This window comes from Xanthomonas sp. LF07-6 (assembly GCF_034105445.1).
In the GTDB taxonomy this organism is placed as follows: Bacteria; Pseudomonadota; Gammaproteobacteria; order Xanthomonadales; family Xanthomonadaceae; genus Xanthomonas_A; species Xanthomonas_A sontii.
Map to the genome: position 1 here is coordinate 172,509 of NZ_JAXGGI010000005.1, position 23,417 is coordinate 195,925.

Here is a 23,417-nt window from a genome sequence, read left to right on the forward strand (position 1 = left end):
ATGTACTCCCTCGCCCGACCGTTCCTGTTCGCCTTCGACGCCGAGCGCGCGCATGCCCTGGGCCTGCGCGCGATCGAGCTGGCCTACCGCACCGGCACCAATCCGCTGCTGGCGCGCACGATCGCACCGATGCCCACGCGCGCCTTCGGTCTGGACTTCCCCAACCCGGTCGGGCTGGCCGCGGGCCTGGACAAGAACGGCGAGCACATCGACGCGTTGCTGGCGCTGGGCTTCGGCTTCGTCGAGATCGGCACGGTCACCCCGCGCGCGCAGGCCGGCAATCCGCAGCCGCGCATGTTCCGGCTGCCGCGGCAGCAGGCGGTGATCAACCGCATGGGCTTCAACAACCTGGGCGTGGATGCGCTGGTGCGCAACGTCGAGCGCGCGCGGCGCCGGCGCGGCCTGCTCGGCATCAACATCGGCAAGAACAAGGACACCCCGAACGAGGACGCCGCGTCCGACTACCTGCATTGCCTGGAAAAGGTCTATGCGCTGTCCGACTACGTCACCGTCAACATCTCCTCGCCCAACACCGCCGGCCTGCGCGAGCTGCAGGAGGAACAGGCGCTGCGGCAGCTGATCGCGCGCCTGCGCGAGGCGCAGGAAGCGCTGGCGGCGCGCCACGGCAAGCGCGTGCCGATGCTGGTCAAGGTGGCGCCGGACCTGAGCGACAGCGACATCGACGCGGCGGCGCGGGTGCTGTCGGACCTGCAGGTGGACGGGGTGATCGCCACCAACACCACCGTCGCCCGCCCCGGCCTGGAACACGAACCGCTGGGTGGCGAAAGCGGCGGCCTGTCCGGCGCGCCGCTGCTGGGCCAGTCCACCCTGGTGCTGCGCCGGCTGCGCGCGCGCCTGCCCGAGAGCATCCCGCTGATCGGCGTCGGCGGCATCCTCTCCGGTGCCGATGCGGTGGCGAAGATGGCCGCCGGGGCCGCCCTGGTGCAGTGCTATAGCGGCCTGGTGTTCCGCGGGCCGGAGCTGATCGGCGAGTGCGTGGAGGCGATGCGCCGGCGCCGCGAAGCGCCCAGCCGCGGGGACGTGGTCGTCCCATGAGCACGACGGCCTGGTCGCTCACCGCGCAGGCGCCGCTGCAGGCGCTCAACACCTTCCATGTCGCCGCGCAGGCGCCGTGGCTGTTGCAGATCTTCGCGCCCGAGGCGCTGCCCGAGGCGCTGCTGGCGCCGGAGCTGGCCGGCGCCGCGCTGCTGCCGCTGGGCAGCGGCAGCAACATGCTGTTCGCCGGCGATGCGCCGGGCGTGGTGCTGTGCTTCGCCAACCGCAGCATCGACACCCTGGAGCACCGCGCCGACTACGCCATCGTCCGCGCTGGCGCCGGCGTGGGCTGGCACGACCTGGTGATGTGGTCGCTGGCGCAAGGTTTGTCAGGCCTGGAGAACCTGGCGCTGATCCCCGGCACGGTCGGCGCCGCGCCGATCCAGAACATCGGCGCCTACGGCGCGCAGATGGGCGAGTTCGTGCACGTGGTCGAGGCCTACGACCGCGCCGACGCGCGCTTCGTGCGGCTGGACGCGGCCGCCTGCGAGTTCGGCTACCGCGACAGCCTGTTCAAGCGCCAGCCCGACCGCTACCTGATCGCCGCGGTGGAGTTCAACCTGCCGCGGCTGCACGCGCTGCGCCTGGACTACGCCGGCATCGGCGAGGAACTGCAGGCGATGGGCATCGCCACGCCCAGTGCGCCGGACGTGGCCCAGGCGGTGATCAACATCCGCCGGCGCAAGCTGCCCGACCCGGACGTGCTCGGCAACGCCGGCAGCTTCTTCAAGAACCCGCTGCTGCCGCTGGAACAGGCGCTGGCACTGCAGCACGAACACCCGGCGTTGCCGGTGTTTCCCGGCGACGACGACAGCCAGCGCAAGCTGTCGGCGGCGTGGCTGATCGAGGCCTGCGGCTGGAAGGGCTACCGCGACGGCGATGCCGGCGTGTCCGCCGCGCACGCGCTGGTGCTGGTCAACCACGGCCAGGCCAGCGGTGCCGAGCTGCTGGGACTGGCGCGGCGCATCACCGCTTCGGTGAGCGAGCGCTTCGGCGTCATCCTGGAGCCGGAGCCGCGCATCGTCGGCGCACAGTGGTAGCCGCGCCCACGCCGCTGCGCGCGGCGCTGCTGATGCTGGCCAGTACGATGGCCTTCGGGCTGATGGTCGTCGCGATCCGGCTGGCGTCGGCGCAGCTGTCCACGCTGCAGATCGCCTTCTTCCGCAACCTGTTCGGCCTGCTGTTCCTGTTGCCGATGCTGCTGCGGCCGGGCCGGCCACTGCCACGCACCGCGCAACTGCCGCGTTACCTGCTGCGCACCGCGATCGGCCTGGTGTCGATGCTCGCCGGGTTCTGGGCGATCGGGCATCTGCCGCTGTCGCAGGCGATCGCACTGTCCTACTCCACCCCGCTGTTCGCGACCCTGGCCGCAGCCCTGTGGCTGGGCGAGACGGTGCGCCTGCGGCGCTGGCTGGCGGTGCTGTGCGGCTTCGTCGGGGTACTGCTGATCGTGCGTCCCGGCGCCGCCGCGTTCAGCCCCGGCACCCTGGTGGCGGTACTGGCCGCGGTGATGAGCGCCCTGGTCGCGATCCAGATCAAGCAACTGGCGCGGGTCGACGCCGCCAACACGGTGGTGTTCTACACCTATGCGTTCTGGGTGCCGATGTCGCTGCTGCCGGCGCTGTTCGTGTGGCGCTGGCCGCACGGCATCGACTGGCTGTGGCTGCTGGCCACCGGCCTGTTCGGCACCCTCGGCCAGTTGCTGTGGACGCATGCGCTGCGCCTCGGCGAGGTCTCCGCACTGACTCCGATCAGCTTCACCCAGCTGCCGCTGGTGGCGCTGTTCGGCTGGTGGCTGTTCGACGAGACGCCGGACGGCGGTACCGTGCTGGGCGCGCTGGTGATCCTCGGCGCCAACGCCTACATCGCCCACCGCGAGGCGGTGCTGGCACGGCGCGCAGCGTGCGCCGGGGCCGGCACGCCGCCGACCCTGGACGCCTAGCGGTGCGCGTGACGCCGCGTCGCGCCGCGGCGTCCCGACGATCGCCGACACAGGCACAGCGCGCGGTCGCCGCACGCGACCGATGCCGCTACCATCCTCGCGCACTCGACACGGCGGCAAGCGACGCACGATGAAGACGATCGGCATGATCGGCGGCATGAGCTGGGAATCCACCCTGCCCTATTACCGGCACATCAACGAGACGGTGCGCGCACAACGGGGCGGACTGCATTCGGCCAAGCTGCTGCTGCACAGCGTGGACTTCCACGAGATCGCGCAGTACCAGCGCGACGGCGACTGGGACGCGGCCGGTGCCGCGCTGGCGGCCTCGGCGCGCGCGCTGCAGGCCGGCGGCGCCGATTTCCTGGTGCTGTGCACCAACACCATGCACTGCGTCGCCGACGCGATCGCCGCCGCGGTCCCGTTGCCGCTGCTGCACATCGCCGATGCCACCGGCGATGCGTTGCAGGCCGCCGGCATCGTCCGCGTCGGCCTGCTCGGCACGCGCTTCACCATGGAGCAGGCGTTCTACCGCGAACGGCTGCAACGGCGCGGCTTCGACGTGCTGATCCCGGATGCGCCGGCGCGCGAGGACTTGCACCGCATCATCTACGAGGAACTGTGCCAGGGCGTGGTGCAGGCGCCGTCGCGGCTGCGCTACCGCGAGGTGATCGCAGGCCTGCAGGCGCAAGGCGCGGAGGCGGTGATCCTGGGCTGCACCGAGATCGGATTGCTGGTCGGCCCTGCCGACGCGGCGGTGCCGCTGTTCGACACGACCGCGCTGCACGCGCGAGCCGCCGCCCTGTACAGCCTGGCCTAGCGATGCGCAGCCAGGCCGCACATGCCGCCGCCAGCGTTCCGCGCGGCTGGACGCCGTTCCGGCTGAGCGCCCTGCTGGTGCTGGCGTTGCTGCTGTGGCCGGCGCTCGGCCGCTGCGCCGTCGCCATTCCGCCCTACACGCCGAACGTGGTCGACCCCGCCGGCACGCTCAGTGCGGACGACACCCAGCGGATCAACGCGGCACTGCAGCGCCTGCGCGAACGCCAGCACATCTGGGGCGCGGTCTACATCGTGCCGTCGCTGCAGGACGAACCGATCGAGGCTCTGGCCGAGCGCGCCTTCCGCACTTGGCGGCTCGGCCGGCAAGGCAGCGACAACGGCCTGCTGCTGGTGCTGGCGATGCAGGACCGACGTTCGCGCTTCGAAGTCGGCTACGGCCTGGAGGGCGCGCTGCCCGACGTGGTCGCCCGGCACGCGCTGGACGATTACCTGGCGCCGCGCCTGCGCCAGGGCGATACCGCCGACGCGATCGTCGCCGCGTTCGACTTCATGGGCCGCGCCGCCGCGCAGGATCCCGCCGCCGTCGCCGAACTGGCGCAAGCGGCCGACGACGGCATGCACTGGCAGCGCGGCGCCGTCGCCTGGGCGGGCCTGCTGGCGCTGGTGTGGCTGCTGCTGCCGCTGCGCCAGGCCTGGACCGGCTATCTGCGCAGGCGTCTGCTTCGGCGGCATCCGCGCCTGTCGGACAAGCCCGAGGAACTGGTCCAGGACACCGCGCGCGGCGGTTTCTGGGCGTGGTTCATCCGCCTGTTCCTGAGCGCCAATCCCGGCATCTTCGTGGTGCTGCTGTCGGCCAGGTCGATGACGATGACGGTGATCTTCCTGGCGCTGGAACTGCTGATCCTGGTGTTGACCCTGGCCATCGCCGCGCAGCGCTACCGCTCGCCGCAGCGCTACAGCCGCTTCCTGCAGGCGCTCACACGGCGGCGCAATGCGCTGATCCGCAAGGGCCATATCGCCGAGACCGCGCCCGGCGTGTTCGCCTACACCGCCAGCTACCATGCCGCTCAAGCCGCCAGGGAACGCGCCGCGGCCGAGTCTGCGGCATCGTCCTCATCCTCGTCGTCCTCCAGTTCCAGCAGCGACTCCTCCTCCGGCGGCGGCAGCTCCGGCGGCGGCGGCGCCAGTTCGAGCTGGTAGCGGAGACTGCAACGAACGCTCGAACAACATCAGCACAGGAAATACTTTTCCCGTTTTACAAATAGGTAGTGGGCCGCTTTGCAGTTACATAAAGCGCTGCCCGCACCATGAGGCGGAAGAAATCAATTCTCTCCATTGGACGGACGTTGGCGAACAGCAGCTTCGAACCTTTCAGGCTGAGGATTGCCATGCGCGAGCCAGTCACATCCGAAAACCGCCATTTGCGCCCTACCCAACTCTTCTGCAGTGGCCCCAATAAAGCCGCTTCCCGGCAAACCCGACTCCTGCTGTACGACTATCGCTGTGAGCGGGGGCAGCTGATTTAGCAAGCAATACGACTGAATAGGCTCAAGTAGCTGACCGAGACCCGCGCGATGTGCGCCCGTGAGTGCGGCCAACTGGGAGTAGGTTAAAGACTGGCGATGGCGTGCCGCCCACGCCAGCACTGCCCAAATCTGACACGCTCGCTCGGATCTGGTCATGTGTTCATCCTTCGCAGGTTTTGGAGGCGACGGCACAGCGAGCGCCAGCAGTGTGGATTGGCGCGTACTGGAAATTATGCCAATGCGCGCCGCGCGCGCCAGCGCGGCCGGCGCTCGCCGCGGAACAGCAGCAGGTACAGCCCCACCACCCACACCAGCGCCGCGCTCCAGCCGCCGAGGATATCCGAGGGGTAATGCACGCCCAGGTACACCCGCGACACCCCGACCAGCAGGGTGAAGCTGCCGGCCAGCCACAGTACCGGCCAGCGCCAGCGGGTACGCCAGCTCAGCGCGATCAGCACCGCCGCCAGCGTCATCGAGCCCATCGCGTGCCCGCTGGGGAAACTGAAGGTGTGGTGTTCCGGCGCGATCGACTCCCACAGGCTGGGCCGGTCGCGCTGGAAGAACTGCTTGGCGCCCATGTTCAGCAGCGCCGAGCCAATGAAGGACAACGCCGCGAACAACGCCTCGCGCCAGCGGCGCAGGCCCAGCAGCACCAGCACGATCAAGGTATCCAGTGGGATCACACCGTACTGGTAGCCGGCCTCGGTGACCACGGTGAAGAAACGATCCCAGCCCGGGCTGGTCAGGCCGCGCATGCTCCACAGCAGCGGCTCGTCGAAATACAGGTCTTCCAGCGCATGCACTTCGTCGGCCAGGGCCACGAACACGCCCAATGGCAGCAGGACTCCGGCGAACAGCAGCAACACGCGCCAGGCATTGAGCCGCAGCCAGCGGCGCAGGCCGGCTGCCTCGGCGGCGGACTCACCCGGTGCGGCGGACATAGGTGCGTTCGACGTAATCGTCGATCAACGCCACGAACTCATGGGCGATGTTCTCGCCACGCAGGGTCACCTTCTTCTCGCCATCGATGAACACCGGCGCGGCCGGCGCTTCGCCGGTGCCCGGCAGCGAGATGCCGATGTTGGCGTGGCGCGACTCGCCCGGCCCGTTGACCACGCAGCCCATCACCGCCAGGGTCATGCTCTCGGCGCCGGGATGGGTCACCTTCCACTCCGGCATCTTCGCGCGGACGTGGTTCTGCACCACCTTGGCCAGCTCCTGGAAGAACTCGGAGGTGGTGCGGCCACAGCCCGGGCAGGCGGTGACCAGCGGAGTGAAGGCGCGCTGGCCGGTGGTCTGCAGCAGTTCCTGGGCGACGATCACTTCCTGCGTGCGCGACTGCCCCGGCTCCGGGGTCAGCGAGATGCGGATGGTGTCGCCGATGCCTTCCTGCAGCAGCACCGCCAGCGCCGCGCTGGAGGCGACGATGCCCTTGCTGCCGATGCCGGCCTCGGTCAGGCCCAGGTGCAGGGCGAAGTCCGAACGCTGCGCCAGGTCGCGGTACACCGCGATCAGCTCCTGCACGCCGCTGACCTTGCAGCTGAGCACGATGCGGTCCCGGCCCAGGCCCAGCTCCACCGCGCGCTCGGCCGAGTCCAGCGCCGAGCGGATCAGCGCCTCGCGCAGCACCCGGCCGGCATCCCACGGCACCTCGCGCCGCGAGTTCTCGTCCATCAGCTGCGCCGCCAGGGCCTGGTCCAGCGAACCCCAGTTGGCGCCGATGCGCACCGGCTTGTCGTACTTCAGCGCGAACTCGATCAGCTGCGCGAACTGGGTGTCCTTCTTCTTGCCGAAACCGACGTTGCCGGGATTGATCCGGTACTTGGCCAGCGCCTCGGCACAGGCCGGCTCCGCCGCCAGCAGTTGGTGGCCGTTGTAGTGGAAGTCGCCGATCAGCGGCACCTCGATGCCCATCATCCGCAGCTTGTCGACGATGCGCGGGATCGCCGCGGCCGACTCGGGATTGTTGACGGTCAGGCGCACCAGTTCCGAGCCGGCGCGCCACAGTTCGGCCACCTGCTTGACCGAGGAGGCGACGTCGGCGGTGTCGGTATTGGTCATCGACTGCACCACCACCGGCTTGCCGCCGCCCATGGTGACGCCGCCGATGCGGACCGGCTGGGTGAGACGGCGCGCCCAGGGCGCGGCATCGGCGGGAGGCGTGGGGCGGCTGACGGCATCGTACATGCGCCCATTTTAGCCTGCGCGGCCGCTCCTGCCGCACGCGCCGGCACCGCCGATTCAGCCAGGCGGCACCGCTGCGACGGTTTGTCGCAGGCAGCCCCCGGGTCCAGCGCATACGATGCGCAGCATGGATTCCACCGATGCCTCCTTCCTGCGCACCCTGTGCAGCCTGCGCTGGCTGGCCACCGCCGGCCAGGCCGCGACGATCCTGGTGGCGACCTGGCCGCTGCAGTTGCCGCTGCCGCAGGCGCCGCTGTGGGCCGGCGTGGCGGTGCTGGCGCTGTTCAACCTGTACGCGCAGCTGCGCCTGCGCCATGCCGACTCGGCCGCCCCGGCCACCGCCTTCGGCCACATCCTGGTCGATGTGACCGTGCTGACCTGGATGGTCGGCTGGAGCGGTGGCATCGGCAACGCCTTCGGCTCGCTGTTCCTGGTGCTGATCGCGCTGGCGGTGCTGGCCCTGCCGCTGCGCTGGGCGCTGGCGGTGGCGCTGGCCTGCGTGGCCGGCTATGCGGTCAGCGCGCTGTTCGGCCTGCCGCTGCCGCATGGCCCCTACCAGGCGCTGGACCTGCAGCGCTGGGGCATGGCCGCCAACTTCCTGCTGTCCACGGTGGTGGTGCTGGTGTTCTCCACCCGCCTGGCGATGGCCATGCGCGAGCGCGAGCGCGAGCTGGCGCTGCTGCGGGAGCGCTTCACCCGCAACGAGGGCATCGTCGCCCTGGCCACCCATGCCGCGTCGGTGGCGCACGAGCTGAACACACCGTTGGCGACGATGACCCTGCTCACCGACGACATCGCCGAACAGAGTACCCAGCCGGAGTTGCGCGAGGACCTGGACACCCTGCGCGAACTGCTGGTGCAGTGCCGCGAACGGGTGCTGGCGCTGGCCGCACCGGCGCAGCGCGCCGGCGGGCAGACGGTGTCGCTGGCGCAGGTACTGCACCAGTGGCAGCTGGTGCGGCCGACCGTGCGGCTGCGCCGCAACGACGACGCGCCGCTGCAGTTGCGGATGGAAAGCGCCATCGGCCATCTGCTGCAGGTCTTGCTGAACAACGCCGCCGACGCCGGCGAACGCGCCGGCCACCCGCAGGTGGACCTGAACGTGCGGGTCACCGGCAGCGAACTGGTCGGCGAGGTGCGCGACTACGGCGGCGGCTTCGACGCCAACCAGGTCGGCCTGCCGGCCACTCTGTTCCGCAGCGGCAAGCCCGAGAGCATGGGCGTGGGCCTGGCGCTGTCGCATGCGACCATCGAACGCCTGGGCGGTGAGTTGTGGACCGAGCCGGCGCCGGACCACGGCGCCCGGGTCGGCTTCCGCCTGCCGCTGCTCGCCCTGGAGACCTCCGCATGAACACCGACACCCCGCTGGGCCTGCTGGTCGACGACGATCCGCTGTACCTGCGCACCCTGCAGCGCACCCTCGCCCGCCGCGGCCTGGAGACGCGCACCGCCGACAGCGCCGCCGCCGCACTGGCGCTGGCCGCCGAGGCGCCGCCGGACTACGCGCTGATCGACCTCAAGCTCGGCGATGAATCCGGCCTGGCGCTGATCCAGCCGCTGCGCGCAATCCGCGCCGACATGCGCATCCTGCTGGTCACCGGCTACGCCAGCATCGCCACCGCGGTGGAGGCGATCAAGCTCGGCGCCGACGACTACCTGCCCAAGCCGGCGACCGTGCCGATGATCCTGCGCGCGATCGGCCTGGAAGCCGAGGAAGAGGACGAGGACGGCAGCGACGTGCCGGACGCGATGACCCCGCTCAGCCGCCTGCAGTGGGAGCACATCCAGCAGGCCATGCACGAGACCGGCGGCAACGTCTCCGCGGCCGCGCGCCTGCTCGGCATGCACCGCCGCTCGCTGCAACGCAAGCTGGCCAAGCGGCCCAGCCCGCAGCGCGACCCGCCGCGCTGAGCGTGCGTCGGGGCGCCGCGGCAGCCTGAACCGCCCTTCCGACCGGCGCTCAAGTCCCCTGGTACCGGGCCGATAACCCGGCATGCTGAAGTCTCCCCCACCCGCCTTGCTGGACGAGCCGCAACGGCTCAGCGCCCTGCGCCAGCTGTGTCTGCTGGACACGCCGGCCGACCAGGTCTTCGATCTGGTCACACAGTTGGCGTCCCGCTACCTGCGGGTGCCGATCGCGCTGGTCTCGCTGATCGACGAACAGCGCCAGTGGTTCAAGTCCCGGGTCGGCCTGGAGGTTCCGCAGACACCGCGCAGCCAGGCGTTCTGCGCCTACGCGATCCACAGCCCGGAACTGATGGTGGTGCCCGATGCCCGCCAGGATCCGCGTTTCCGCGACAACCCGCTGGTCACCGGCCCGCCGTTCATCCGCTTCTACGCCGGCGCGCCGCTGCTGATGGCCGATGGCGCCAGCCTGGGTACGCTGTGCGTGATCGACAGCGAGCCGCGCCACGAGTTCGACGAGGTGGCGCGCCGCACCCTGCAGGACCTGCGCGACCTGCTGATGGTGCGCATCGACACCCTGCGCAACAGCGGCTTCGTCGATGCGCTGACCGGCCTGCCCAACCGCAGCCGCTTCAACGACGACCTGACCATGTGGCTGTCGCTGCAGACCGCCGACCACCACGACACCGCGGTGGCGATCGACGTGTGCGGCATCGACTATTTCCGCGACATGGTCAAGGCGCTGGGCTGGGAGTACGCCGAGGGCTACCTGCTGGCCACCCGCGACCGCCTGCGCAAGGCGCTGGGCAACCTGCCGCTGTACCGCATCGACACCACCACCTTCGTGTTCATCATGGAAGGCAGCGACACGGCGCATCTGGAGTACTGGTGCGAGCACCTCTGCGACGCCTTCGCCGCGGCGATCGACCACCAGGGCATTCCGCATGCGGCCAGCCCCTCGCTGGGCGCGGTGCGTCTGGACGGGGCGCTGAGCGCCAATCACACGGTGCGCTCGCTGACCACCGCGGTGGACATGGCGCGCCAGCGTGGGCAGCGCTGGAGCCTGTACGAGCGCAACCACGACGCCAACCAGCGCAATGCCTTCCGGATCCTGGCCGCCTTGCCCGAAGCGCTGGAGGCGCGCGACCAGCTGAGCCTGCACTACCAGCCACGGGTGAGCCTGCGCAGCGGCGAATGCGTGGGCGTGGAAGCGCTGCTGCGCTGGCAGCATCCCTTGCTCGGGACGGTGGCGCCGAACGACTTCATCCCGCTGGCGGAAAAGACCGCACTGATGAGCCGCATCACCGCCTGGGTGCTGCGCACCGGCATCGCCCAGGCGGCGCTGTGGCAGCAGCGCGGCTATACCTTCAGCGTGTCGCTGAACGTGTCGGCGGTGGACCTGGAACAGGCCGACTTCATCGCCCGGCTGCAGGCGCTGCTGCAGCAGCATGCGCTGGCGCCCGGCGCACTGGAGATCGAATTCACCGAGAGCGCGATGATCCGCGATCCGCAGCGGGTGGCCGAACAACTGCAGCAGATCAGCGCGCTCGGGGTGAAGATCGCCATCGACGACTTCGGCACCGGCTACAGCAACCTCGGCTATCTCAAGAACATCCCGGCCAGCGCGCTGAAGATCGACCAGTCGTTCATCCGCGCCCTGCCCGGCAGCCGCAGCGACGGCATGCTGGTGCCGTCGATGATCCATCTCGGCCACGACTTCGGCCAACAGGTGGTGGCCGAGGGCATCGAGAGCGCAACCGTGTACCGGATGCTGCGCGACTGGGGCTGCGACGAAGGCCAGGGCTACTGGATCGCGCGGCCGATGCCGGCCGAGGCGCTCGACGCCTGGCTGGCCGAGCCGTGGCAGGGCGACGACGCCTGAGCGTGCCGCGCCACGGCCGGCCCGTGGCTCACCAGAACACCGCGTACAACGCCACCAGGATCGCGATCACCGCCGCGGCGCCGAGCTTGAAGCCCAGCGTGGTGCCGTAGCGCACGTCGTCAGTGCGGATCAGGTCGCGCGCCGGTGCCTGCGGGGTCAGCAGCGACACCAGCACCGCCGCCACCAGCGACAGCACGAACACCAGGCCGATGCGGTCCATGAACGGCAGTTCCGGCCACAGCTTCTTGAGCGCGAACGACAGCAGCACCGAGCCGATCGCCGCGGTCAGCGCGCCGGCCTCGTTGGCACGCTTCCAGAACAGGCCGAGCATGAAGATCACCACCACGCCCGGGGTGAAGAAGCCGGTGAATTCCTGGATGAACTGGAAGCCCTGGTCGAAATTGCCCAGCAGCGGCCGCGCGGTGAGGATGCCGATCAGCACCGAGGTCACCGCGGCCACGCGGCCGACCCGCACCAATTGCGGCTGGTCGGCCTGCGGGCGGAACTTGGCGTAGAAGTCCAGGGTGAAGATGGTCGCCACCGAATTGATCTTGGACGCCAGCGAGGCCACGATCGCCGCCACCAGCGCGGCGAACACCAGGCCGAGGATGCCGCTGGGCAGCAACTGCATCATGGTCGGATAGGCCTGGTCGGGCTTGGCCAGGTCCGGCGCCAGCACCACCGCGGCGATGCCCGGCACCACCACCACCACCGGCATCAGCAGCTTCAGGAACGCGGCGAACACCATGCCCTTCTGCGCCTCGCCGATGTTCTTGGCCGCCAGCGCACGCTGGATGATGTACTGGTTGAAGCCCCAGTAGCTGATGTTCATCACCCACAGGCCGCCGATCAGCACGCTCAGGCCCGGCAGATCCTTGTAGAACGGGTTGTCCCTGGACAGGATCATGTGGAAGTGCTCGGGGTGCGCGTTCCACAGGTGGCGGAAGCCGGCGAGCACGCCGGCGCCGTCGCCGATCCGCGACAGGGTCAGTCCGGCGACCAGCAGGCCGCCCAGCACCAGCAGGGTGACCTGGACGATGTCGGTCAGCGCCACCGCCTTCAGTCCGCCGTACAGCTGGTACACCAGCGCGAACACGCCGATCAGCGCCAGCGCCAGGGTCTGGTCCATGCCGGTGACCTGGCTCACCGCGATCGAGCCCAGCCACAGGATCGAGGTCAGGTTGACGAACACGTACAGCAGCAGCCAGAACACCGCCATCAGCGTGCGGATCCACTTGCCGTAGCGCTGCTCCAGGAACTGCGGCATGGTGTAGATGCCGTTGCGCAGGAAGATCGGCAGGAAGAACTTGCCGACGATCAGCAGGGTCAGCGCCGCCATCCACTCATAGGAGGCGATCGCCAGACCGATCGCGTAGCCGGAACCGGCCATGCCGATGATCTGCTCGGCGGAAATGTTCGCCGCGATCAGCGAGGCGCCGATCGCCCACCACGGCAGGGTCTTGCTGGCCAGGAAGTAGTCCTCGGCACTCTTGCGGTGCCCGGCCTTCTCCCGCGACACCCATTGCGCGAGCAGGAAGATGCCCGCCAGGTAGACCACCACGATCGCCACATCCAACGTCGCCAACCCCACTGCCTTCTCCTACGGGCCGCAGCCCTGTCGCACCGTTGTCCATGACGCCGCCCGCGTGGGCGGCGCCGCTCTTTCAAGAAAACCGTTCGTCGCCGCTCAATGCAGCGGGCAGTCGACCACGCTCTGCGCGTCATTACTGCTACCCAGCGCGATCCGCGACAGCGACAGATCCAGTGCGCCGTCGCTCTCGATCTCCGGCAGACGCTCCAGCCGGGTCAGGTCGGCGCCGGCCGCCGCGAAGCACTTCAACGGCACGCCCAGCGTGCGCCACTCGCCCTTGGGCAGCGCGGCCAAGGCCTTGCCCAGGTCCACGCACGCGCCGCAGTCGTGGCCGCAGGCCACGCCGATGCGCGCGGCGGCGCCGGGCGCCGCATCCACCTTGACGGTCAGGATCAATTGCACGTCGCCATTGCTCTCGCGCGACACGTCCAGCGGCTTGGGCAACACCAGCGCCAACCCGGACGTGCCGCTGCCGGACCAGACGAAGCGTCGCGCATCCTCCTGCGCCTTGTGGTCGATCGCGGTGACCTTCAGCGATCCGTCGGCCAGTGCCGCCGGGAAGGTCGCCGCCGGCAGATTGGCCTGCGTGCCGCCGAACAGGATCAGGTTGATGCCCGCCGCCGGCTTGCCGCGGTCCAGGTACACCCCGCCCACCGCCTGCGCACCGGACACGCCCGACACCTCGGACAGCCGGCTCAGATCGCCCTTGTCCTCGTAGGTGAGGCCATAGCCGAAGGCGAACTGCGGGCTGTAGTTCTTCTGCCCGACGTTGTTGGCGAACTGCACCGCGGTGCGCGGCCAGGAAAAGCTCAGCTTGCCGTGGAAGTCGTACTGCACGCTGCCGTCCGCCTTGCGCAGCAGCACGTCGGCGATGCCGGCGCCTTCCGAACCCGGCAACCAGGCCGCGACGAAGGCGTCGGCGGCGTTGATCTCGCGGTTCACCCACAGCGGCCGCCCGCTCAGGAATACCGCCACCACCGGAATGCCCTGGGCCTTGAGCGACTTGATGAGTTCCAGGTCGCTGTCGTCGCCGGGCTTGTACAGCAGCGTGGCGATGTCGCCCTGGAACTCGGCGTAGGGATGCTCGCCGAACACCACCACCGCCACGTCCGGCTTGGTCGCGAACTTGCCGTCCACCGCCAGCTCGGCGCTGCCGCCGGCGGCGCCGACCTGCTGCTGCAGGCCTTCCCAGATGGTGGTGCCGTTGGGGTAGTCGGCGCGCTTGGTGCCGGTGCCCTGCCAGTTGAGGGTCCAGCCGCCGGCCTGCTTGCCCATGTCGTTGGCGCCGTCGCCGGCCACCAGCAGCTTGAGCTGCGGCTTCAGCGGCAACAGCTGCCCCTGGTTCTTCAGCAGCACCAGCGATTCGCGCACCGCCTGCCGCGCCACCGCGCGGTGTTCGGGCGCGCCGAGCAGCTCGAACTTGCCGCCGAGCGGACGCTGCGACGGCTTGCCGGCCTCGAACAGGCCCAGGCGCAGCTTCACCCGCAGGATGCGCCGCACCGCATCGTCCAGCCGCGCCATCGGGATCTGCCCCGACTTCACCGCCTTCAGCGCGTTCTCGTAGACGCCCTTCCAGCTGTCCGGCGCCATCAGCATGTCGACGCCGGCGTTGAACGCGGCCGGGCAATCGTCCTTGCGGCAGCCGGGGACCTGGGCATGGCCGTTCCAGTCGCCGACCACGAAGCCGCCGAAATGCATCTGCCCCTTCAGCACGTCGGTCAGCATGACCGTGTTGCCGTGCATCTTGACCCCGTTGACGCTGTTGAACGAGGCCATCACCGTTTGCGCCCCCGCCGCGATCGCCGGCGGATAGCCGGCGCCGTGGATGTCGCGCAGCTGCTGCTCGCTGATCCGGGTATCGCCCTGGTCCTTGCCGTCGGTGGTGCCGCCATCGCCGAGGAAGTGCTTGACCGAGGAGATCACGTGCGACCCGTCCAGGAAACCCGGCATGCCGGGCACGCCCTGCAGCCCCTCGACCACCTTGCCGGCGAAGCTGGCCACCACCTCGGGCGACTCCGAATAGCCTTCGTAAGTGCGGCCCCAGCGGTCGTCCTGCGGCACCGCCACGGTCGGGGCGAAGGTCCACTCCATGCCGGTGGTACGGGTCTCGGCGGCGGTGATCTCGCCGATCTTGCGCATCAGCTCCGGGTCGCGGGTCGCGCCCAGGCCGATGTTGTGCGGGAACAGCGTGGCGCCGACGATGTTGCTCTGACCGTGCACCGCGTCGATGCCGAAGATGATCGGGATCGCCGGGCCGGCGCCGTCGGTCTGCATCGACGCCGTGTAATAGGCATCGGCCAGCGCCAGCCACTGCGCCGGGCTGGCGTCGTACTTGCCGCCGGGATCGGAATTGCCGCCAGCCAGCACCGAGCCGATGTGGTATTTGCGCGCGTCCTCCGGGGTCATGCTGCCGATGTCGCCCTGCACGGTCTGCCCGACCTTCTGCTCCACCGACATCTGCGCCATCAGCTTGGTGATGCGCGCTTCCAGCGCCGGATCCTCCTTCAGCGGCCAGGCCGGCGACGGCCACCGGTCCGGGTGGATCGGCGGCGGCGGCGCGGCCGCCGGTGCGACCGGCACGGAACGACCGGGAACGGCGGCGGCCAACGCCAGCAGGCCAAGCGCAGCGGCCGCGGCCAGCGCCGTGCGAAGCGGCGCGCGCGCGCCAGCGGTCTGTGTGTGCAAGAGACTCCCTCCCAGGAACGGCGAACGCATGCCATGTCGCGGCCGGACCGCACACGCCGAGGTGCGGCCGGCGCCTACGCTTCCCGAATCGCCCCAAGCCTGTCAACCGCGCCGCGAGGTATGCCCCGATGCCGGCGGGATATCGGCTAACGCTATAGCGATGGAATACCGGGTTTACCTGTGCTGGTGGGCGTGGGCCCGCCCTGCATCCCCAAGATCGGCAGGATCGCACCGGGGATTTTGCTGCATCGCAATAAAGTCGACTTTACACAATGCGCAGCTGGAAGAATCACGTATCGATCGCTGATCGGCCTCCCTGCTGCACGAATGCGGTGCCGCCCCCCAACATCCTGCCTGCGGCGCTGCAAAGTTCGTGACAACCATGTTGCCACCATCGAACCATGTCCGCTTGAGTCCTTTTGGAGTCGTTCGCCACAGACCATGTGGCACAGGCGCAACGCTCCTAGATCGATGCTTTCAATCGGATGCGATGGACCATCCAACGAATCATCCAAATTTTCAGCATGTAGTACTGGCCGCATCAAGAATAATGCGCCGCCCCCAAGCTGAGGACACGCCAGCGATAGAATCTATCTCTTCAATTCGCGAGATCGAATTTTTGCAATACACACAACAAAAACCCCAGAATAATCCAAGCCACCCCAGAAAAAATGAACAATACCCCCAAGATATATTTAACCACCCACTCCAACCCACAATTTTTACTGCAAGGATCTACACCACTGTCACCATATATTATCTTCAAAAATCTATAAACAGAAATGGAGAACCCGATAAAGCCAAAAATTTTTAAAAAGGACCGCACTTAAAAACCGTAAGCCCCACGTCAAGCAGGCGCTTTAAAAGTAGAACTTTCTGCGTGTGGGTTGCGGCACTGGAACGGGGTCATTCTACCGAGCGAGTCGTGGGATCGCTATTCGTTGTACCGGTGAATACCTCGCCCAGAAATTCGGGGCCGTTGTCCGAGCGCGCCAGCCGCGGCAGGCCATGGTCGCGTTTGATCTGCTCGAACACACGCACCAGGCGTTGCGAGTTGATCGAGGTATCCACTTCGATGTGCAGCACCTCGCGGTTGAAATCATCCACGACGTTGAAGGTGCGAAATCTGCGGTGCAGGTCGGCGCGTCACTCATGAAATCGACTGACCAGACCGTGTCTGGCAGCCTCGGCACGTAGAGCGACACACGCTCACGCTTGGGCAGGCGCCGCTTGGCGGCGCGGCGCAGGTTGAGATTCATGGCCTTGTACACGCGATAGATCCGTTTGGGATTCCAGCCCGGGTGCTGCTTGCGGAGGTGGTCGCTGCACTTCCAGAAGCCGCGAATGGGGTATGCTTCAACGAAACGGTCGATCTCGGCGATCAGCTTGGCGTCGCGCACCGCCCAGTCAAAAGGCGGTGCGTACCACGCCGCCCGCGACAACCCGACGCATGCACAAGAGCGGCGCAACGGAAGCGCGCGAACCTCGACAAGAAGCCGCACCGCCTCGCGCTTGCGCGCTGGCCCTAGAGTTTTTTGCGATTAGGTCCTTACATCGCCGCGTTGTCGAGCGCCAGCTCGGCATAAATCCGCTTGAGATTGGTGTTCTCGGACTCCAGCTCCTTGACCCGTCGAAGCTCGGAGGCCTCCAAGCCAGCCTACTTGCTCTTCCACTGGTAGTAGGCCGCCGTACTGATGCCGACTTGGCGACAGATGTCTTTGACCAGTACGCCGGCGTTGGCCTGCTTGAGCGTCGCGATGATCTGCGTCTCGGTTAACTTCGATGTGCGCATAGGACCTCCTGGCTGTGAAACGATGCCATAAAGATCTACTTATGTGGTGTCTGCTATGTAGGGGAGCTTACGACACCATTGGCGGCGTAACTGAGCGCTTCACCGATACATGGGAAATCGGTCTAACACCGCTCAAATTAAAGCCTCATAAAATATCTCGATATCTTATCAATATCAACAATCGCTCCAGCCTCAGCCAAAGCACCTACAAGATTTGCAATGTCGCCCCTTTTGAAAATCTTTAAGTTTTTCTCTAGCAATATTTTATTAGAGAATTGATCTCTCAGAGAAATATAAAATCCAACACTATGAATTAATCCAAATTCTTTATCGCCACGCCCTCTAAAGCCAACTTCAACCAGTCGTCCTTTAACACTACAGCGCTGCCTGGAAAAAGGCCCCCATGCGCACAAGTAACCGCCATCAAGAAATATTGCATTAAAAGCCACACAATAAAAGACAAATACAATTGCCATTACGGAAAAAATTAAAAACAACAAGTCGAAACTGCCAGCCTTAATGAACCCAGCAATCACAACAAGCTCCACTACAACAAGTGGAAGAACCATGAAAATGCATGCCGAAGGTGCCGGTCGCAAAACTAGATTACTATTCTTCATGCTTATTTACACCCACAGGATGTCTGACTATCAAGTAGAGCGCCTGACGGAACGGCAGCCACTCCCCCAGCACCACCTCCTGGAAAATTCTCAATGATATTAGCAGCCATCATCTTGGAAAATGTTTTACCAGAGACACTACTAATACTTCCGTTCTTTAATTTAGTTAAGGAGGATTTTGCCACCGCAGATATTCCGTTTCGGCCAGCAAATCCAGGCATTAGCTTCCCAGCGCCAGGAATAAACCCAGTCAGCGCACCGATACCACTATCAGCAATGAAAGTGCTCCAGTTAAAACATGCACGTTTCCCAGTAAGCATTTCAAGCCCCTGCGAAGTCGCATTAGTGGAAGCTCCACCAACTGCGCCTGCAAGAATTGGATTTCCGGTATAGAGCAGCGCCTCACCCCCTAACGCTCCACCTGCGGCAGCGCCCGTATATTTCTCCCAACCGCTCAAATCTCCGGAGATGAGATCGGATATTCCTTGCCCGCCAACACCCACCAATGCTCCGCCCAACATAAAAACTGCATCATCTATACCGGCCCATAGACCGTAAGGATCCACCAAGGCCACCGGATTACCATTCACATACGCGTAACCATTTATCCCACCAGAAAGCCTAATCGGATCTTCCCCAATAAAGCGCCCTAATTCCGGCTGATAATATCGCGCACGGTAGTAGTAAAGTCCACTCGCGTCCCGCTCCCGCCCCGTGTACTGATACGGGTTGCTGGTCCCTGCGCTGGCTTGACTGGTCTGTCCGTAAGGCGTGTAGTCGTAGCGCTGGATCAAGGCACCGCTGGCGTTGGTAAGTGCGCGGGTGCTGCCAAGGGCGTCTGTCAGGAAGTACGCACGTCCGCTGGCTTCGTTCCGCGCATAACGCTCGTCGATGCCAAGCCCGGTCAGGATCGCGTTGACGGTGCCGCCCTGGGTTTCCTGCACCGCGTCCAGCCCGTCGTACAGATAGCTGACGGTTTGCCCGCCTTCGGTCTTGCTCACTCTTCGACCCAGCGGGTCGTAGCCGAAACTGGCGATGCTCGCCGTTCCCTGTTTGATCTCCACCAACTGGTCGCGCGCGTTCCAGACGTAGGTCCTTACGCCATCGGAGAGCAGGTTGCCGTTGGCGTCGTAGCTGAGCGTCTGGCCGTCGGCCTGGGTTTGCCGGTTGTTGTCGTCGAAGCTGCCGCTGCGGGCCGCCGGCAGCGCCTGCGGGGCGAAGCTGCCGGTCTGCGCCACCAGCCGGCCCAGTTGGTCGTAGCCATAGCCGATCTCGCCAAGGGCCGTGCCGTCCGGTTTGAGCCAGGCGATGCCGGTGGTCTGGTTGGCGGTGTTGTAGGCGTACCCGGTCTTGACGCCGTTGGGCAGCGTGGTCTCGGTGAGGCGATCGGCGGCGTCGTAATCGAACGCCACGGTCTCGCTCCCCTGCAGCAGGGTGCGCAAGCGGTCGACGTCGTCGTAGCGGTATTCCAGTGCCGCCTGGTTGGCCGCGATCATCTTGGTACGGCGGCCCGCGGCGTCGTATTCGTAGACGATGTTGCCTTGCGGGGTGATGGCCTTGATGACCTGGTCGAACAGGTCGTATTCCCAGCTCAGGGTTCCCGCTGCCGAATCGACCAGCGCCACACGGCGGTTACCGGCGTCGTAGGTGAAGGTCTGGGTACGCCCGTCGGCCTCGGTGACCACCGACAGGCGCCCGAGCACGTCGTAGGTGAAGGTCTTTTTCTGGCTCTTGCGATCGGTGTAGCTGGCGACCCGGTCCATGGTGTCGTAGGTCCATGTCTCGGACTGGCCCAGCGCGTCGGTACGGGTCAACGGACGGTTGCGCTCGTCGTAGGTATAGGTGATGCCGTTGCCGTGCGGCAGCAGGATCGCCACGACGTTGCCGTTCTTGTCGTAGCCGAATTCGGTCACATTGCCGGCGGCATCGTAGGCCTTGCTGACACGGCCCAGCGCGTCGTATTCCTGGCGCGTGGCGTTGCCCAGGTCGTCTCGGCTGCCGGTTACCCTGCCGAGGCTGTCGTACTGGAAGCGGGTGCTGCGCCCCAACGGATCGACCATGCCGGCCAGATCGTAGCCAGCGTACTGGAAGGCGATCGTCTGGCCGATCGCATTGGTCGCGCTCAACGGCAGGCCCGCGCCATCGCAGGCGAAGCGCGCCGTGCGGCCGCCAGGATCGGTGACCGCAGTCAGGCAGCGGTTGGCGCCGTAGTCCAGGCGCGTGACCCGCCCTAGCGGATCCGTCGCCGATTGCAGGTCGCCGTCACTGGTGTAGCTGAGGCTGGACACGCGCGCCTGTGTGGTGCCCGCCAGCAGCGTGACCTGCAGCGGTCGCCCTCCCGCGTCATAGCGATACTCGGTGCGACGGCCGAGCGGGTCGATACTGGCGGTGACCTGCCCGTAGGCGTTGCGCTCGAAGCTGTAGGTCTGTTGCTTGTCGGTGCCGTAGGCCAGGATGTCGGTCTTCGGGTAGGCACTGTTGCCGTCGAACACGACGCGGCGCTTGCTGCCGTCCGGACTGGTGACGAGCACGCCGGTGCTGCCGCCGTCGACATGCGCATAGTCGATGACGAAGACGCCGCCGTCGGCCTGGGTCTGCTTGATTACCCTACCCGTGGAAACACCGTTGACGACCTCGAACTCGTTGAGCAGGACGCGCTTGCCGCGGGCGTCGGTGATGGACTGCATCCGATGCTGCGCGAGTGCGTTGTTCTGGCTTCTGGTCTGGTAGGCATACGCCTTGCTGCCGCCATCGGGGAACCCCACCGTGGCGAGCAAGCCATTGCTGTCGTAGGCATAGGTCCAGCGATTGCCGGCGTTGTCGGTGGCGGCCGCGATGCGATTGCGAGTGTCGTACTCCAGGCCGATATAGCGCCCGCTCGGCGACACGATGCGCGCGACCAGGCCGGCATCGTAGAGCAGCGTGGTGCGGTTACCGTAGCGGTCTTCCAGCCAGCGCAGGCGGGTGTCCATGTAGCTGGAGAACTGCATGCGGCTGCCGTCGCGCAGGGTGATGCGGAAGCCGCGACCCCAGGGTTGCAACGGGTCCGGATCGTAGACCGATTGCAGCACGGCACCGGCATACTGCGTGGTCGAACCGGCTTGGCGCCACTCGCCACGCGGGCCGGAACCGGAGGCCCGATCGAAGCGGATATAAGCGCCAGTCGGCAGCACCAGATCGAGCGAATCGTAGGTGCCCCCGGGGTTGTGCAGGTAGTAGCCCCAGTTGGACGCGGTGCCGATGCCGAACTCGCGCTGCTTCATGTCATGGGGACGGTAGCTGCGCGACAGGCTCAGCGCCGTCACGTCGGCGATCTGCAGGTCGGTTTCCGAATGGACGAATTCGCCGGTCTTCAGGTCGATGGGATCGGCCGCATTGGCGACGCCGCCGCTACCCGGGGTTCCGCAGCAATGCCCATCCGGCGGCAACCCGGCCTCGCTGGGCGGGTCGTTGCTGGGCACGCTGTACATGCCGCCCATGGTCTGGTGCAAGGCGACGCCAGGCTCGGGAACGAAATGCTTGCCGTCGGCCGAAACGGTGCCCTTGCCGTAGACGCGCCAGCCATCGCGCGGGTCGTACATCCAGAAATTGGCCTGGGTACCCGCGGCGTAGCCGTCGTAGTTGGGGTAGTAGACCTGAATGCCGTTGTTGGCGCCGGGGTCGAGTCCGCGGATCTGCGCGCCGCCCGGCTCGACCGTGAACGCCATCGGATGGTTTTCGGTGACCGGGAACGGCGCGCGATTGACCGGCGTCGGCACGATCGCCAGTTCGGTCACCAGGCGGCCCTTGCGGTCCAGCACGACGGTGCCCTTGGGAATGCGCAATTGCAGGCCGGGAATGTCCGGGTGGCCAACGACCATGTCCTGGACGGTCGGCGACGGGATCCGGATCTTGTCGCGCGCGGCGATGCGTGGCAGATGCAGCAGATAGCCGAGCTCGTTCAATCGGCCGGCGGCGACTTCGGTGCCGACGACGAATTGACCGTATTCGGCGCCGGCCGTGTTGGCGGTGCTACCGTCGACGTAGAGCTCCTGGTGCCCCGCCGGCACATCGAACAGGGTGAACCAGCCGTTCTTGTCGGTAAGCGCGCGCTCCTTGCCGATGCTGACCTCGACCCCGGCCACGGGTTGCTGGTCCACCCGCACCACACGCCCGCGCACCATCGTCACGTGGAAGGTTGCGGCGATGCGCGCGATGCGCGCGTTATGTTCCGGCTGTTGCGAGGCGCCATAGATGCGCCAGCGGCTGTCGGTATTGTCCTGTCCTGGGTACCAGATGCCGTCCACCAACAGGCCGTGCGCACGGCACGGCACACCGTCATTGGCACAGGACGCCGGCGTGCCTGCACCGGTCATCTGCACGCTGGGTTCGGCGCCCGCTTCTGCCGGCGCGGCCGTTGCGCGCGCCACCGGCTGTCCGTTGCTGTCGTACGCCGCGGTGCGGAAATCCAGGGCGATCAGCGGCACGGCATCGCCCGATGCGCCGCGCGCACCGTCGACCATCAGGGTATAGCGGGAGTCCGGGAACAAGGCCTGACGCGGCTGCACGAACAGCAGACGCCCCTGCTCTACAGGCGCGATGCGTAGCGCGACGCGCCCCTCCGGACCGACCAGGGTGACGGTGCGCGCGGACAACGTGGGCATGTGCAGCGGACGCGAGAAGCGCAGCGCGAGCCGCGCGGTCGGCGCGACGCCGGCTGCCCCCTGCACCGGCACGCTGCCGGCGAGTCGTGGCGCGCCTGGCGTATCGGCGATGCTGGCCGGATACGGAAGAAACGCACCCGCGAGCGGATCGAACACGGCATCGCTGGCGATGCGCTGGGCGTTCCGCGACGCCGGCAACGCCACACGGCCATCGGCCAGCAGGCGCGAGCTTGCGTTGCCGCCGCCCGGCAGATCCGCAGGCAGGGTGATCGTCCGATCGCTGGCTTCGTCCCAGAGCTGCGCGCCAGCGCCGGCGCCATCGCCGGTGCCGCCGGCGAGGAGCAGGCGGCCATCGGTAAGGACCGTGGCGGTATGTCCATAGCGCGCACGCAGGCTCAGCCCCGTGGCCGGCTGCACGGAGGCGCTTGCCGGATCGAACCACGCGCCGCCGTCCTGCAGCCGGCCCTTGGCATCGCGGCCGCCCCAGACCAGCACGCGCCCGCTCGGCAGCAAGGTGACGCTGGCATCGATGCGTACCGATGGCAGCGCGATCTCGCGCGCACGCTGACCGGGCACGCGATGGCGCAGAAAGCGCCCGTCGGGCGCCAGCGCCAGCTCGCTGCCATCGGCCAATGTGGTCGCATGCCACTGCCCGAGCACTGCAGGAACAGCGCCAATGCCGACGGCCGGCATGGCCGCCGTCGACCAGACCAGCTGTTGGGAGGCGGCCGTCGACGCCAGCGCGCCCAGCAGCCCACCCAGGATCACGCTTTTCCATGCGCTGTTGAACCACGTCATATGCTCGCTCCGC

General features: G+C 67.1%; 14 protein-coding genes and 1 pseudogene. 8 read left to right on the plus strand and 7 right to left on the minus strand.

Annotation, left to right across the window (positions count from 1 at the left end):
• The 5 genes from SLW56_RS10940 (at position 1) to SLW56_RS10960 (ending at position 4,978) form a co-directional block, all read left to right on the plus strand.
• A complete protein-coding gene (locus SLW56_RS10940; RefSeq protein ID WP_043091899.1) occupies positions 1 to 1,056 on the plus strand; it encodes a quinone-dependent dihydroorotate dehydrogenase in 1,056 nt (351 codons plus the stop codon).
• Entirely contained in the window at positions 1,053 to 2,096 is a 1,044-nt protein-coding gene (gene murB / locus SLW56_RS10945; RefSeq protein ID WP_267120947.1) for a UDP-N-acetylmuramate dehydrogenase, read from the plus strand. The genes SLW56_RS10940 and murB overlap by 4 nt, the downstream gene beginning before the upstream one ends.
• Positions 2,090 to 2,998, plus strand: a complete 909-nt coding sequence (locus SLW56_RS10950; RefSeq protein ID WP_267120948.1) for a DMT family transporter — start codon at positions 2,090 to 2,092, stop codon at positions 2,996 to 2,998. The genes murB and SLW56_RS10950 overlap by 7 nt, the downstream gene beginning before the upstream one ends.
• A gap of 130 nt (positions 2,999 to 3,128) precedes the next feature.
• Positions 3,129 to 3,818, plus strand: a complete 690-nt coding sequence (locus tag SLW56_RS10955) for an aspartate/glutamate racemase family protein (RefSeq protein WP_320694824.1) — start codon at positions 3,129 to 3,131, stop codon at positions 3,816 to 3,818.
• A 2-nt stretch (positions 3,819 to 3,820) separates the two neighbouring features.
• Positions 3,821 to 4,978: a TPM domain-containing protein gene (locus tag SLW56_RS10960; protein WP_148828462.1), complete on the plus strand. Its 1,158-nt coding sequence runs from the start codon at positions 3,821 to 3,823 to the stop codon at positions 4,976 to 4,978.
• 556 nt (positions 4,979 to 5,534) lie between these two features.
• Here the strand turns inward: SLW56_RS10960 and SLW56_RS10965 are convergent.
• Positions 5,535 to 6,245, minus strand: a complete 711-nt coding sequence (locus tag SLW56_RS10965) for a phosphatase PAP2 family protein (RefSeq protein ID WP_267099472.1) — start codon at positions 6,243 to 6,245, stop codon at positions 5,535 to 5,537.
• Positions 6,226 to 7,491, minus strand: coding sequence for a flavodoxin-dependent (E)-4-hydroxy-3-methylbut-2-enyl-diphosphate synthase (ispG, locus tag SLW56_RS10970; RefSeq protein WP_017913396.1), 1,266 nt, complete (start codon positions 7,489 to 7,491; stop codon positions 6,226 to 6,228). The genes SLW56_RS10965 and ispG overlap by 20 nt, the downstream gene beginning before the upstream one ends.
• A 124-nt stretch (positions 7,492 to 7,615) precedes the next feature.
• On the opposite strand from ispG, the gene SLW56_RS10975 reads away from it, so the two are divergent.
• The 3 genes from SLW56_RS10975 (at position 7,616) to SLW56_RS10985 (ending at position 11,275) form a co-directional block, all read left to right on the plus strand.
• On the plus strand, positions 7,616 to 8,839 hold the full coding sequence (locus SLW56_RS10975) for an ATP-binding protein (protein WP_043091040.1): 1,224 nt from the start codon (positions 7,616 to 7,618) through the stop codon (positions 8,837 to 8,839).
• On the plus strand, positions 8,836 to 9,399 hold the full coding sequence (locus tag SLW56_RS10980) for a response regulator transcription factor (RefSeq protein WP_267099471.1): 564 nt from the start codon (positions 8,836 to 8,838) through the stop codon (positions 9,397 to 9,399). Before SLW56_RS10975 ends, SLW56_RS10980 begins: the two co-directional genes overlap by 4 nt.
• Before the next feature lie 82 nt (positions 9,400 to 9,481).
• Positions 9,482 to 11,275: a sensor domain-containing phosphodiesterase gene (locus SLW56_RS10985; protein WP_267099470.1), complete on the plus strand. Its 1,794-nt coding sequence runs from the start codon at positions 9,482 to 9,484 to the stop codon at positions 11,273 to 11,275.
• A gap of 28 nt (positions 11,276 to 11,303) precedes the next feature.
• On the opposite strand, the gene SLW56_RS10990 is transcribed toward SLW56_RS10985, so the two are convergent.
• From SLW56_RS10990 to SLW56_RS11010, 5 genes and pseudogenes are all read right to left on the minus strand, one after another.
• Positions 11,304 to 12,866 carry a sodium/sugar symporter gene (locus tag SLW56_RS10990; protein WP_267099469.1) on the minus strand — a complete coding sequence of 521 codons (1,563 nt, stop codon included), beginning with the start codon at positions 12,864 to 12,866 and terminating at the stop codon, positions 11,304 to 11,306.
• A gap of 96 nt (positions 12,867 to 12,962) precedes the next feature.
• Positions 12,963 to 15,551 (minus strand): exo 1,3/1,4-beta-D-glucan glucohydrolase, encoded by a 2,589-nt coding sequence (locus SLW56_RS10995; RefSeq protein WP_320694825.1) that lies wholly within the window; start codon positions 15,549 to 15,551, stop codon positions 12,963 to 12,965.
• Positions 15,552 to 16,398: 847 nt separating this feature from the next.
• Positions 16,399 to 17,343, minus strand: a pseudogene (locus SLW56_RS11000) (transposase).
• Between the two features lie 137 nt (positions 17,344 to 17,480).
• Positions 17,481 to 17,963, minus strand: coding sequence for a hypothetical protein (locus SLW56_RS11005; protein WP_152239258.1), 483 nt, complete (start codon positions 17,961 to 17,963; stop codon positions 17,481 to 17,483).
• 2 nt (positions 17,964 to 17,965) lie between these two features.
• Positions 17,966 to 23,404, minus strand: coding sequence for an RHS repeat-associated core domain-containing protein (locus tag SLW56_RS11010; protein WP_320694826.1), 5,439 nt, complete (start codon positions 23,402 to 23,404; stop codon positions 17,966 to 17,968).
• Positions 23,405 to 23,417 lie beyond the last annotated feature (13 nt).